This window comes from Marinobacter sp. NSM (assembly GCF_052380025.1).
Classification (GTDB): domain Bacteria; phylum Pseudomonadota; class Gammaproteobacteria; order Pseudomonadales; family Oleiphilaceae; genus Marinobacter.
In genome coordinates, this window is sequence record NZ_JBQTCK010000003.1 from 181158 (window position 1) to 194345 (window position 13188).

12 protein-coding genes and 1 tRNA gene are annotated in these 13188 nt (G+C 57.2%); 1 reads left to right on the forward strand and 12 read right to left on the reverse strand.

Annotated elements, in window-relative coordinates; genetic code table 11:
- Positions 1-56 precede the first annotated feature (56 nt).
- The 11 genes from truB to ftsH form a co-directional block, all read right to left on the reverse strand.
- On the reverse strand, positions 57-980 hold the full coding sequence (gene truB / locus ACTZWX_RS08495) for a tRNA pseudouridine(55) synthase TruB (RefSeq protein WP_444713565.1): 924 nt from the start codon (positions 978-980) through the stop codon (positions 57-59).
- A complete protein-coding gene (rbfA, locus tag ACTZWX_RS08500) occupies positions 977-1408 on the reverse strand; it encodes a 30S ribosome-binding factor RbfA (RefSeq protein WP_061330634.1) in 432 nt (143 codons plus the stop codon). Before rbfA ends, truB begins: the two co-directional genes overlap by 4 nt.
- Positions 1408-3948 carry a translation initiation factor IF-2 gene (infB, locus tag ACTZWX_RS08505; RefSeq protein ID WP_444713566.1) on the reverse strand — a complete coding sequence of 847 codons (2541 nt, stop codon included), beginning with the start codon at positions 3946-3948 and terminating at the stop codon, positions 1408-1410. The genes rbfA and infB overlap by 1 nt, the downstream gene beginning before the upstream one ends.
- Before the next feature lie 20 nt (positions 3949-3968).
- Entirely contained in the window at positions 3969-5462 is a 1494-nt protein-coding gene (gene nusA, locus ACTZWX_RS08510) for a transcription termination factor NusA (RefSeq protein ID WP_072676297.1), read from the reverse strand.
- A gap of 54 nt (positions 5463-5516) precedes the next feature.
- Positions 5517-5978, reverse strand: a complete 462-nt coding sequence (gene rimP / locus ACTZWX_RS08515; protein WP_058092549.1) for a ribosome maturation factor RimP — start codon at positions 5976-5978, stop codon at positions 5517-5519.
- Between the two features lie 315 nt (positions 5979-6293).
- A tRNA-Leu gene (locus ACTZWX_RS08520) sits at positions 6294-6378 on the reverse strand.
- A gap of 8 nt (positions 6379-6386) precedes the next feature.
- A complete protein-coding gene (gene secG, locus ACTZWX_RS08525; protein WP_444713567.1) occupies positions 6387-6764 on the reverse strand; it encodes a preprotein translocase subunit SecG in 378 nt (125 codons plus the stop codon).
- 24 nt (positions 6765-6788) lie between these two features.
- On the reverse strand, positions 6789-7547 hold the full coding sequence (gene tpiA, locus ACTZWX_RS08530; RefSeq protein WP_444713568.1) for a triose-phosphate isomerase: 759 nt from the start codon (positions 7545-7547) through the stop codon (positions 6789-6791).
- An 84-nt stretch (positions 7548-7631) separates the two neighbouring features.
- Positions 7632-8975: a phosphoglucosamine mutase gene (gene glmM, locus ACTZWX_RS08535; protein WP_444713569.1), complete on the reverse strand. Its 1344-nt coding sequence runs from the start codon at positions 8973-8975 to the stop codon at positions 7632-7634.
- Entirely contained in the window at positions 8975-9805 is an 831-nt protein-coding gene (gene folP / locus ACTZWX_RS08540; protein ID WP_444713570.1) for a dihydropteroate synthase, read from the reverse strand. The genes glmM and folP overlap by 1 nt, the downstream gene beginning before the upstream one ends.
- A 96-nt stretch (positions 9806-9901) precedes the next feature.
- Positions 9902-11839 (reverse strand): ATP-dependent zinc metalloprotease FtsH, encoded by a 1938-nt coding sequence (gene ftsH, locus ACTZWX_RS08545; protein WP_172972290.1) that lies wholly within the window; start codon positions 11837-11839, stop codon positions 9902-9904.
- Between the two features lie 399 nt (positions 11840-12238).
- On the opposite strand from ftsH, the gene yhbY reads away from it, so the two are divergent.
- Complete coding sequence (yhbY, locus tag ACTZWX_RS08550; protein ID WP_444713571.1) at positions 12239-12547, forward strand: ribosome assembly RNA-binding protein YhbY; 309 nt, start codon at positions 12239-12241, stop codon at positions 12545-12547.
- 157 nt (positions 12548-12704) lie between these two features.
- Here the strand turns inward: yhbY and greA are convergent, their stop codons facing one another.
- On the reverse strand, positions 12705-13184 hold the full coding sequence (gene greA, locus ACTZWX_RS08555; RefSeq protein ID WP_076657186.1) for a transcription elongation factor GreA: 480 nt from the start codon (positions 13182-13184) through the stop codon (positions 12705-12707).
- Positions 13185-13188: the final 4 nt, after the last annotated feature.

The following is a 13188-nucleotide window of genomic DNA, read 5'->3' on the forward strand; positions in this document are numbered from 1 at the left end:
GCTGATAAATCCGGCCGAACCGCGCATCTCTACAGCCCGGCTAATCAGCGGTGGTGTTACCCGCCGCTGTTCTTTACCAGACGGCGTGGCACCAGTTTGGTGTCATCGCCCTCCGGCATAGCTTCTGCCAATCCCACGAAGTTACGATCGCCGTAGACACGCACGAAACCTTCAAGGAACTGACCCGGTATTCTAACCGGTTGTCCGTTCAATATCGATACCAGTGCCGAGCCAGACAGCCGGTGCTCGGGAAACATCGTCAGCGCGCTTTCCGGCGGCAGCAGCAAGCCGTCCAGGCTCTCACCGCGCTCGCGCATGGCTTCCAGGTCTTTGACATCGTGAGCATTTTCCAGCGTGTAGCCAGAGGCCAGGGTACGCCGCAGGGCACTGACATGGGCACCGCACCCAAGTACCGCACCGATATCTTCAACCAGTGAGCGTATATACGTACCCTTGGTACAGGTCACCGCCAGGTCAAGCTCCTGCTCGCGAACCGCCAGCAGGGTCAACTCATAGATGGTAACAGGACGCGCCGGGCGCTCGATCTCAATGCCTTCACGGGCATACTCGTAAAGTGGCCGGCCTTTGTGCTTCAGCGCGGAATACATCGACGGTACCTGCTGGATATCGCCCCGAAACCGCTCTAGCACCGTTTCCACCTGAGCTTCAGTCAACGCTGGCACCGGCTTTTCTTCAACCACTGCGCCTTCGCTATCACCGGTTTCTGTGCGTATGCCCAGCCGAGCGGTAGTGACATAAGCCTTGTCACTGTCGAGCATGGTCTGGGAAAACTTGGTTGCTTCGCCAAAACACAGGGGCAAAACACCAGTAGCAAGTGGATCAAGCGCACCTGTGTGGCCCGCCTTTGCGGCGCCATACAGGCGTTTTACCTGCTGAAGAATCCCGTTGGAGGTGACACCCTGGGGCTTGTCGATCACCAGGATGCCATTTACGTCACGGCCTTTACGTCTTCGGCTCAAGCATCACGCTCCGGATTATCTGAAACCGGATCGTCGTTATCATCGCGAGGAACAGCAGGCTGATCCCCCACGGCTTCGCGAATCAGACGGTCCATCTTGCGACTCTGGTTAAGCAGGCTGTCGAAGTGGAAACGCAGGTGGGGTACCACCCGCAGCTTCATCGCCCGCCCGACCTGGCCTCGCAGGAATCCCGAGGCCTTGTTGAGCACCGCCAGGGAATCCTGAACTTCCGGAGATTGCTCGGTAAGCTCTTCGGTCGACAACAGGGAAACGTAAATATCGGCATAGCCCAGATCGCGGCTGACCTTGACGGCATTCACCGTGACCATACCAACGCGAGGGTCTTTGACCTCGCGCTGGATGAGCTGGGCCAGTTCACGCTGCATCTGATCGCCGATACGATCTATGCGACTGTATTCCCGTGCCATCAGGCCCCCGTTGATTCGAGCTGACGCTCAACGCGAACGCGATCGAACACCTCGATCTGATCGCCCACTTTCACGTCGTAGCCTTTAACACCGATACCACACTCCATACCGTTGCGGACTTCCGGTACGTCATCCTTGAAGCGACGCAGGGATTCCAGCTCGCCCTCGAAGATAACCACGTTGTCACGCAGTACGCGGATCGGCTTGTTACGGTATACGGTACCCTCGGTCACCATGCAGCCGGCCACCTGGCCAAACTTCGGTGAACGGAACACGTCACGCACATCGGCGATACCCACGATGTCTTCCCGGAATTCGGGCTTGAGCATACCAGTCAGGGCCGACTTAACATCATCAATCAGGTTATAGATGATGCTGTAGTAGCGCAGATCCAGACCTTCCTGCTCAACCAGGCGTTTGGAAGCGGTATCCGCACGCACGTTGAAACCGAAAATAACGGCGTTGGTAGCCATGGCCAGGCTCACGTCTGTCTCGGCAATACCGCCGACACCAGATGAGACGATCTTGACCTGAACTTCCTCGTTACCCAGGTCCTGCAGGGCCTTGGTGATGGCCTCCAGGGAGCCACGAACGTCGGTCTTGAGAACAACGTTAAGGGTTTTGACTTCGTCTTTACCCATGTTCTCAAACATATTCTCCAGCTTGGCGGCCTGCTGGCGCTGCAGGCGCTGCTCGCGCTCGCGGGTCTGGCGGAATTCGGCCAATTCTTTGGCTTTCTTCTCATCAGCCACGGCTAAGAACTCATCACCCGCATCCGGCGTGCCGTTCAGGCCAAGAATTTCGACCGGAATGGACGGACCCGCTTCCTTCACCTGCTTGCCGGCTTCGTCGGTCATCGCCCGAACCTTGCCGTAGAATGAGCCGGCCACCACCATGTCGCCCTGGCGCAGGGTGCCGTTCTGAACCAGAACGGTCGCAACAGAACCACGACCACGCTCCAGGCTGGACTCAACAACCACACCACGGGCGGAGGCATCCGGTGACGCTTCAAGTTCCAGAATCTCAGCCTGCAGCAAGACAGCTTCCAGCAGATCATCAATACCAAGACCGGTATGGGCCGACACAGGCACAAACTGCACGTCGCCGCCCCAGTCTTCCGGAATCACATCCAGAGCAGACAGTTCGTTTTTGATGCGGTCCGGGTCGGCTTCTTCCTTGTCCATCTTGTTGATGGCGACCACCAGCGGCACACCGGCAGAGCGTGCATGCTGAACCGCTTCCTTGGTTTGCGGCATAACACCGTCATCCGCAGCCACAACCAGGATAACGATATCCGTGCACTGGGCACCGCGCGCGCGCATGGCGGTAAACGCTGCGTGGCCCGGGGTGTCCAGGAACGACACCATGCCGTGATCGGTTTCTACGTGGTAGGCGCCGATGTGCTGGGTAATACCACCGGACTCACCCGCGGCCACCTTGGTGCGCCGAATGTAGTCCAGCAGGGAGGTTTTACCGTGGTCAACGTGACCCATCACGCTCACAACCGGGGCGCGCTTGATCTTTTCCTTGCCTTCATGCTGCACGGTAATCTCGCTCAGCACTTCTTCTTCAAAGGCATCTTCACTGACCGCTTTGGGCTTGTGGCCCAGCTCTTCGGTTACCAGAACGGCGGTTTCCTGATCCAGTGCCTGGTTGATGGTGGCCATAACGCCCATTCCCATCAGGGTTTTAATGACATCAGCGGCTTTGACAGCCATGCGCTGGGCAAGATCACCGACGGTGATGGTTTCCGGAATCTGTACTTCTCTAACCATGGGCTTGGTGGGCCTCTCGAAAGCATGACGCTTTTCTTTCGGTTTCTTTTTAGCCCGCAGCTGCTTGCGAGGAACGGTTTCTTCCTCGTCTTCAGAAATCACCAGAGGTTCTTCAACCGGACGGCTGCGAGGGCCGCGATGGCCAGCCTGTTTCTTCTTCGGCTTGCCTTCTTCGATATCGTCGCCGCGCTCGCGTACCTTTTCTTTCTTTTTCTTTGGCTTGCGATCCCGACCTTCGTCTTCAGGCGGAGGCATGGGAATGTCCTCCGGCGCTGTTTCCAGTTCGGGTTCGGACTTTTCTTCCTGAACAGGCTCGGCCGCTGCCGGCTCCGATGGAGCGGCGGTTTCTACCGGCTGGTCTTGCGGCTGCTCTGCAGCCACTTTTGGTGCTTCATCAACCACCGGGGATTCAGCCGCAGGCTGTTCCGCTACCTCTTCCGGCTTCGGTGCTTCAACCTCTGGTTCCGGCTGCAGTTCCGCACGTTTGATATAGGTGCGGCGCTTGCGCACTTCCACGTTCACGGTTTTTGCCTTACCGGCCTTCAACGTGGTGGTGGTTTTCCGCTTAAGGGTGATCTTGTTCGGCTCTGCCTGAGCTTCACCGTGGGTCTTTCTCAGATAGGTCAGCAACTGCTGCTTCTCATCACTGGTGACAGCGTCGTTCTCACTGCGGGCTTTCAGGCCCGCTTCCACGATCTGCTTCAGCAAACGATCCACGGGAGCGCCTACATCTGCGGCCAGTTGTTTTACCGTTACATCAGCCATACTGGTCCTCCTCTCCCGAATCAGGCCTGGTCTTCAAACCAGGGGGCACGCGCGGTCATGATCAGCTGACCAGCACGCTCTTCATCCATACCTTCAATTTCGAGCAGTTCGTCAATTGACTGCTCAGCCAGATCTTCCATCGTACGCACGCCCATACCGGCGAGTTTGAACGCCAGTGAACGGTCCATACCGTCCATGTTGAGAAGATCTTCTGCGGGCTCCGCGCCCTCCAGGGCCTCTTCACTCGCCAACGCCTGGTTCAACAGGACGTCTTTGGCACGACGGCGCAGCTCTGTGACGGTTTCCTCGTCAAAGCCATCGATGGCTAGCATTTCTTCCATCGGCACGTACGCCACTTCCTCAATCGAGGTAAAGCCTTCGTCGATCAGGACACCGGCAAATTCCTCGTCAACGTCCAGGTGCGCGGTAAAGTGCTCAACCAGGCGAGAGTATTCCTGCTCCTGGCGCTCGCCGGCTTCTTCCTCGGTCATTACGTTCAAAGTCCAACCGGTCAGCTCGGTGGCCAGACGAACGTTCTGGCCGTTACGGCCGATGGCCTGGGCCAGATTGTCTTCGGCGACGGCAACATCCATGGTGTGGCGGTCTTCATCCATCACGATGGAGGCAACCTCGGCCGGCGCCATGGCGTTGATGACCAACTGGGCCGGGTTGTCGTCCCACAGCACAATATCAACGCGCTCGCCGCCCAGCTCGTTGGACACGGCCTGGACACGGGAGCCCCGCATACCCACGCAGGCACCCACCGGATCAATACGGCGATCGTTGGTCTTCACGGCAATCTTGGCGCGGGAGCCGGGATCACGGGCTGCACCACGGATCTCAATCAGGTCCTCGGCAATCTCCGGCACTTCAATGCGGAACAGCTCAATCAGCATCTGCGCGTCGGTACGGCTCAGGATCAGCTGCGGGCCCCGATGATCGGTGCGAATCTCCAGCAACAGGGAACGCACGCGGTCGCCCATGCGGAAGGTTTCCCGGGGAATCAGATGCTCACGGGGCAGAAGTGCTTCGGCATTACCACCCAGATCCACAATCACGTTGTCCCGTGTCACCTTCTTGACCGTTCCGGAAACCAGCTCGCCAACGCGGTCGCGGTAGCTGTCGACGATCTTCATGCGCTCGGCTTCGCGAACCTTCTGGAAAATAATCTGCTTGGCAGCCTGGGCGCCGATACGGCCAAAGGCGACTGATTCCACTTTCTCTTCGTGGATGTCGCCCGGCTTCAGGTCTGGACTGATTTCTTCGGCTTCCTGGAAGGTAAGTTCTGTACCCAGCGCAGGAACGGCGTCGTTGTCCACTACCAACCAGCGGCGGAAGGTCTCGTACTCTCCGGTGCGGCGGTCAATGGCAACCCGGATGTCCGCTTCTTCGTCTTCATAACGCTTCTTGGCAGCGGTCGCGAGCGCCAGCTCGATCGCCTCGAAAATCACGTCTTTCTCGACACCTTTCTCGTTCGAGACGGATTCTACTACCAGCAAGATCTCTTTACTCATTGGATTGCCCTGCCCTCAATATAATCGATGCATCCACAGTCTTGTTCGAATGGGTCATTCAAAAACCGGTACGATGTTGGCCTTTTCAATACTGTCAAAAGGCAACAAGTATTCGTGGTCATCAACAACCACGATGACTTCATCGCCCTCTATACCTTTGATCAGGCCAGTAAATTTGCGCCGGCCTTCAAACGCCATGCGCAGCTTGATCTGAACCTGATGGCCAACGAATTCCTGATACTGCTCGAGACGAAACAGCGGCCGGTCCATACCCGGCGACGACACCTCAAGGGTGTATTCACTTTGGATGGGGTCTTCCACATCCATCACGCCGCTTATCTGACGGCTGACTTTCTCGCAGTCTTCAATGCTGATGCCATTTTCCGCATCATCAATAAACACCCGAAGCATGGACTGATAGCCCCGGGAACGGTATTCGATACCCCAGAATTCATACCCGAGCCCTTCCACTACCGGGCGCAGAATGTCTTCCAGTTGTTTAAGCTTGGCTGACAAGAGTCGCCGCCTCCGTATTCAGATTTTCGGACTACAAAAACAAAAAAAGGGCTGTTGATCAGCCCTTTTTATGCACCAGGGCCCTTTGCGCCAGGCCCCTTAATCAAAAAGCCCCTATGAATGGGGCCTTTTGTTGCAAGAATTCGCAGAAAGCTAACCCAACTCTGCCCTCTGCCGACAGACACCTGGCCTGCCTGGACACCACAACGCCGTTGCAAGGTCCAATATCCGCCGGAGTATAGAGACGCCGCGCAGACTGGTCAAGGACTGACCAAAAAAAACGGCCTGGAACTTCCAAGCCGTCTTACTCAAATATGGTGCCCGGGGCCGGACTCGAACCGGCACAGCTTTCGCTACCACCCCCTCAAGATGGCGTGTCTACCAGTTTCACCACCCGGGCATCATTCTTTACTCGAGGTCAGGGAGCTGAGACTCCCCACCCTCGCTTTCGCCACCTGCAGATTCTTCGATACTCGGCGCAGCTTCAGCCGGCGCCTGACGGGATTCCTGAACTGTCGGAATCCCGGCCTCACCTGCCACTTCAGCACGCTGCTTGGCGAAGATTGCCAGCGAAAAACTCGTCACAAAAAACACAACCGCCATAAACGTGGTCAGACGGGTCAGAAAGCTACCACTACCCTGACTACCGAACACGGTCTGGGACGCACCGCCACCGAAAGCAGCACCGGCATCTGCACCCTTACCCTGCTGGATAAGGACCAAACCCACCAGAGCCACGGCGATCACGACGTGAACAACGACTACCAGTGTTTCCATCCAATCCATACAGACTCTCGTAAACGTTTTGGCTTACGCACCCACCGGAAACGCACGGCAGATACTTACAAAATCTTCAGCCTTAAGGGAAGCACCACCTATAAGACCGCCATCAATATCGGGCTCTGCAAACAGAGCGGCCGCATTATCCGCTTTTACACTGCCGCCGTAAAGTACTGAAATCGTCTCAGACGGCGCACCCATCTCTGCAAGCACCCGGCGAATATCCGCGTGCATGGCCTGGGCATCTTCTGCAGTCGCCGTCTTTCCAGTGCCTATCGCCCATACCGGCTCGTAGGCAACCACAATTTTCGACCACTGGTCACCAGCCACCGACGCCAGACCTTGCTGAACCTGGCTGGCCACTACCCGCTCAGCCGAACCGGCCTCGCGTTCTTCCAGAGTTTCACCGACGCAAAGTACTGCCGTCAGCCCGGATGCCAGAACACGCTCGATCTTCCTGGCAACCACTTCGTCGGACTCACCAAACAACTGGCGACGCTCGGAATGACCAACCAGGGCGTACTGACACCCCAGATCTTTCGCCATGTCAGAGGACACTTCACCAGTGTATGCCCCTGACTGCCACTGGCTGACGTTCTGCACGCCAGCAATCAGTTCAGAGCCACAAAGCGCAACCACAGAGTCAACATAAAGGGCAGGAGGTATGATAACCACCTCTGCCCTGGCATCAAGACTGGCAACCTGCTCGCGGACCTGACCGACCAGCTGCTGCACCAGGTCTTTCGACCCGTTCATCTTCCAGTTTCCAGCTACGATCTTGCGACGCATACCAAATCTCAATCGTCCCGACCTGAGGGAGGGCGAACTATACAGCAGACATTTGTCTCGCACAACCCGCCCTATTCCACAAAATCAGGGTGTTGAACGCTCCACGACGAGGGCCAGCTGCTCGGCAACCCGGGCAATGTCATCGGCATTCTGACCTTCTGCCATCACTCGAATCAGGGGCTCCGTTCCCGACGCCCGCAACAGGATTCTGCCGGCCTCGCCCAGTTCAGCCTCTGCCCTGCGCATCGCCTCAACGATGTCTGACCGGCTGAGCGGATCAAATCGCTGGGCCACCCGCACATTCACCATCGTCTGGGGCAACTTGGCCATACCCTGACGTAGCTCTCCCAGGGTCTTGCCAGACCGGCGAATCGCCAACAGCACCTGCAACGCAGAGACAATACCGTCGCCGGTACTGGTGCAGTCACGAATCACCATATGGCCGGAACCTTCTCCGCCAATAATCCAGTTGTTGGCCAGCAACCGCTCCATCACATAACGGTCACCCACATTGGCACGCTCGAATTCGATGCCAATCTCGCGCAGCGCCAGCTCAACCCCCAGATTGGTCATCAGGGTTCCAACCACGCCACCGTTCAACCGACCTTCAGCATGACGCTGGGAGGCCAGAATAAACAGCAATTCGTCTCCATCCACCTCGGAGCCATCCCGGTCGACCATCAGCACACGGTCGCCATCGCCATCGAAAGCAATGCCCAGATCAGCCTGCTTATCCGCAACGGTTTGTTTCAGAGCATCCAGGTGGGTCGACCCCACATTGAGATTGATATTCAGCCCGTCCGGTTCTGCGCCAATCACCGAAACCCTGGCTCCGAGCTCTTTAAACACCTTGGGGGCAACGTGGTATGTGGCGCCATGGGCACAGTCGAGCACGATATGCAGTCCATCGAGGGTAAACTCATTGGGCACCGTACTCTTGCAGAACTCCACGTACCGGCCCGGAGCGTCGTCGACACGGCTTGCCTTGCCCAGCTCATTGGGCTCGCACACCTGAATCGGCTGCTCGAGCCAGCGCTCGATCTCAGCCTCCAGGGCGTCATCGAGCTTGGTGCCGTTAGCCGAGAAGAACTTGATGCCGTTGTCGTGGTGCGGGTTATGAGAGGCACTGATCACAATGCCTGCAGATGCCCGAAACGTTCGGGTCAGGTAGGCAATGGCCGGCGTCGGCATCGGGCCAAGCAACTTCACATCCACCCCCGCAGCAGACAATCCCGCCTCAAGTGCGGATTCAAACATGTAACCTGACAAGCGGGTATCCTTTCCAATCAGTACGCTGTTTCGCTGGCCCTGCCTCTTGAATGCCTGGCCTGCTGCCCACCCAAGGTGCAACATAAACTCCGGGGTAATCGGACTTTCGCCCACTCTCCCCCGGATTCCGTCGGTTCCAAAATACTTGCGCTGGGACATCAGATTGCCTCCTTAACTGCCGTCACGACCTTGACGGCGTCCACCGTCTCCCGCACATCATGCACCCTGAGGATGCTTGCGCCTTTCATGGCGGATATTGTCGCGGCAGCGAGGCTTGCCGGCAACCTTTCGTTGACGTCTCGGCCGGTAATCGCTCCGAGCATGGATTTCCGGGACACCCCGATCAACAACGGATGCCCCAGCAAATGCAACTGCTCCAGAGTCGCCAACAACTGGATGTTGTGCTCAACGGTTTTCCCGAAGCCAAATCCCGGGTCCAGGATGATGTTTTCCTGCCGCACGCCGGCTTTTTCTACCACCCGCATCCGTTCGGTCAGAAACGAACTCACGTCGCGCCGAACGTTATGGTATCGGGGATTATCCTGCATGGTGTCCGGCTCACCCTGGATGTGCATGATGCAGACGGGTACGCCGGCTTTGGCCGCCACTTCCGGTGCACCCTCTCGCTGGAGCGCCCGCACATCGTTGATTAAACCGGCACCGAGACTGACCACTTCCGCCATCACCACGGGGTTGCTGGTATCCACTGAAATCACCGTATCCAGCTCTCGGGCAATGGCCTCCACCACAGGGCAAACCCGGTCCAGCTCTTCCTGGGTTGACACTGGTGCGGCGCCGGGCCGGGTTGATTCACCGCCAACATCAATAAACGAGGCGCCGTCTTCGACCATGGTCCTGGCGCGAACGAGCGCGGCATCGGCGGTATTGAAACGACCACCATCAGAAAAGGAATCGGGCGTGACATTGAGAATCCCCATCACCTGGCAGCGGGACAGGTCTACCGAACGGCCAGCAAAATTCATTTTCATAGCAGGTATTCCGAAGTTTTCTGTTCAGGGGTAACAAAAACAAACGCCGCCCGGAGGCCGGGCGGCGCTGTATTTGACTAGGCCTTGCGCGTGCGATCAGTGCTCGCCGGCGGGCCTGCCTACTCCGGGCTGACGCCCGTCATCCGATGACCGGGGCTCCGGAGCGGGCTCTTCAGCCTTCACTCCGCCGGTGGGACCGCTATCGCCCCAGTTTTTCGGGGGCCGCGGCTCTTTGCCTGCCATGATGTCATCGATCTGGTAGCGATCAATGGTCTCGTACTTCATCAGGGCCTCAGCCATCAGGTCCAGTTTGTCACGGTTCTCAATCAGGATCTGCTTGGCCGTGGCATAACACTCATCAATGATATTTCGAACTTCCTCATCAATCCTCTGGGCGGTCTCCGGAGAGTGATGGGAGTGCGACTGGCCGGCAGAACGACCCAAGAACGGCTCTTCGCTGTCGGTATCGTACTGCAGGGGACCCAACTTTTCCGACAACCCCCACTTGGTGACCATGTTGCGGGCCAGGCTGGTGGCACGCTCGATGTCGTTGGAGGCGCCAGTCGTCACACCGTCAAAGCCAAGCGTCAGCTCTTCGGCAATTCGGCCACCGAACAGACTGCAGATTGAGCTGGTCAGGTAGCGCTTGGAGTGACTGTACTTGTCCTCTTCCGGCAAGAACATGGTCACCCCCAGAGCGCGCCCCCGGGGAATGATACTGACCTTATAGACAGGATCATGTTCAGGCACCAGGCGACCAACAATGGCATGGCCAGACTCGTGATACGCGGTGTTCCGTTTTTCTTTCTCGCTCATCACCATGGATTTGCGCTCGGCGCCCATCATGATTTTGTCTTTCGCCAGTTCCAGCTCTTCCATGGAAACCAGACGCTGGTTACGACGCGCCGCGAAAAGGGCCGCCTCGTTCACCAGGTTAGCGAGGTCAGCACCGGAGAAACCAGGCGTACCACGGGCAATAACTGCCGGATCAATACCGTCGGCCAGGGGCACTTTCTTCATGTGCACCTTAAGAATCTGCTCTCGACCAAGAATGTCCGGCAGGCTCACCACCACCTGACGGTCAAAGCGACCCGGGCGCAGCAGCGCAGGGTCCAGAACGTCCGGACGGTTGGTAGCAGCGATCACGATGACGCCTTCGTTGCCTTCAAAACCGTCCATCTCAACCAACAGCTGGTTCAGGGTCTGTTCACGCTCGTCGTGGCCACCGCCCATGCCGGCGCCACGATGGCGACCAACCGCATCAATCTCATCGATAAAAATGATACAAGGGCTTTGCTTCTTGGCCTGCTCGAACATGTCACGAACACGGGAAGCACCCACGCCCACAAACATCTCTACGAAGTCAGAACCGGAGATGGAGAAAAACGGCACTTTCGCTTCACCGGCGATGGCTTTTGCCAGCAGCGTCTTACCAGTACCCGGAGGGCCCACCATCAACACGCCTTTCGGAATGCGGCCACCCAGTCGCTGGAATTTACTCGGGTCACGCAGGAAGTCGACCAGTTCTTTAACGTCTTCCTTCGCTTCATCAACACCGGCGACATCGCCAAAGGTGGTTTTGATCTGGTCTTCACTGAGTAAGCGTGCCTTACTCTTGCCAAAGGACATGGGGCCTTTGCCGCCGCCACCGCCCTGCATCTGGCGCATGAAGAATACGAACAACGCAATAATGATCAGAATCGGAAACGCGGCCACCAGCAACTGCGTCCACAGGCTCTGGCGCTCAGGCTCCTTGCCGATCACTTCGACGCTATTGGCGAGCAGATCATCCATAAGTTTGTTGTCAGAGACCTGCGGGCGAATGGTCTGGAACTGGGAACCGTCACCACGGACACCCTGCACCTGAAGACCATCAATGGTCACTTGCCGGACCTGGCCCTGCTGGACCATCTCCACAAACTGGGAATAGTTGACTTGTTGGCCGGTGGTGGTGGGAGAGAAATTCTGAAACACCATCAACAGCACGGCGGCTATGATTAGCCAGAGAACCAGATTTTTTGCCATATCGTTCAAGGATCATCACCTGTGAATTGCGGGGCTGTAGCCACGTGGCCGCCAACCCTTTTCCGACACCTTACACCAATTGTACGCCTGTCCACCAGAAACGGCCCATCCGTATCGACCACAGACCCGCTGATTGACCCGGCAAAAACACAATCTGAGGACTGTAACCAGCACCCCCTGGAGATTTCGTGAAACCTTTGACCCTGACCGCACAGGAAGGTTCCGGCCGACAACCGACAGGGCGCCAGGACCCGTCATCCCGCTGTGCACCGCGCCAGTGGGCGCGATTGTAGGTGATTACGACCATTTTTAGCGGGAATCTATCTGTTACAATTGCGAAATTATACGACGTCGTCAGCCGTTTCGCCGCTGACCTTTTGTTAATTGCACCGATAAAGAGATTACATCATGAGTCTTTCACCGGAACAGCGCCGGGAATACCGGGCGATTGCCCACAATCTGAAGCCCGTCATTATTGTTGGCGATAAAGGCCTGTATGAGGGCTTGCAGGATGAGCTTGAGCGCGCCCTGAATGATCATGAGCTGATCAAGATCAAGGTGGCCAGCACTGATCGCGAGGCGCGCCAGGAAGCGATTCAGGCGTTGTGCGAGAGCTCTGGGGCCGAGCTGGTGCAGACGATTGGTAAGATTGCGGTGATTCTGCGGCGGGCTAAGAAACCTAATCCGAAGTTGTCTAACTTGCTTAGAAACAAATAATCATAAGCCACTGATACTAAAAAGCCGCGCTGGGGAGTGCGGCTTTTTAGTTTTTGGTTAGGAGATCGGCGGGGTAAAAGGGGGTCAGTCCCCGTTCGGGGACAGACCCTGGGGGACAGACCCTGGGGGACAGACCCGTAGGACAGACCCTTTGATGCTAGATGTATTCTACTTCGGAGATTTCGTATTCTACGGTGCCGGAGGGGATGCGGATAGCGACTACGTCGCCTTCGTTCTTGCCTACCAGCGCACGGGCAATCGGTGAGGATACGGACAGCTTGCCGGCCTTGATGTCGGCTTCGTCTTCGCCAACGATCTGGTATTTAACCTCTTCGTCGGTGTCCATGTTCACCAGGTGTACCGTGGTGCCGAAGATCACCTTGCCGGTGTTCTCCATGGTGGTCACATCAATCACCTGGGCTACGGACAACTTGCCTTCAATTTCCTGAATCCGGCCTTCAATGAAGCTTTGCTGCTCACGGGCAGCATGGTACTCAGCATTCTCCTTGAGATCACCGTGCTCACGGGCGTCGGCGATTGCCTGAATCACCCGGGGGCGATCTTCGGACTTCAGCTTTTTCAGCTCCTCGCGCAGGCGGGCTTCGCCCGCCTTGGTCATGGGTACTCTGTCAGCCATAGTC

Excerpts from the sequence above, each read along its gene's own strand:
- rbfA (WP_061330634.1), bottom strand. The coding sequence starts at position 1,408 with ATGGCACGGGAATACAGTCGCATAGATCGTATCGGCGATCAGATGCAG.
- infB (WP_444713566.1), bottom strand. The coding sequence starts at position 3,948 with ATGGCTGATGTAACGGTAAAACAACTGGCCGCAGATGTAGGCGCTCCC.
- nusA (WP_072676297.1), bottom strand. The coding sequence starts at position 5,462 with ATGAGTAAAGAGATCTTGCTGGTAGTAGAATCCGTCTCGAACGAGAAA.
- secG (WP_444713567.1), bottom strand. The coding sequence starts at position 6,764 with ATGGATTGGATGGAAACACTGGTAGTCGTTGTTCACGTCGTGATCGCC.
- tpiA (WP_444713568.1), bottom strand. The coding sequence starts at position 7,547 with ATGCGTCGCAAGATCGTAGCTGGAAACTGGAAGATGAACGGGTCGAAA.
- glmM (WP_444713569.1), bottom strand. The coding sequence starts at position 8,975 with ATGTCCCAGCGCAAGTATTTTGGAACCGACGGAATCCGGGGGAGAGTG.
- folP (WP_444713570.1), bottom strand. The coding sequence starts at position 9,805 with ATGAAAATGAATTTTGCTGGCCGTTCGGTAGACCTGTCCCGCTGCCAG.
- yhbY (WP_444713571.1), top strand. The coding sequence starts at position 12,239 with ATGAGTCTTTCACCGGAACAGCGCCGGGAATACCGGGCGATTGCCCAC.
- greA (WP_076657186.1), bottom strand. The coding sequence starts at position 13,184 with ATGGCTGACAGAGTACCCATGACCAAGGCGGGCGAAGCCCGCCTGCGC.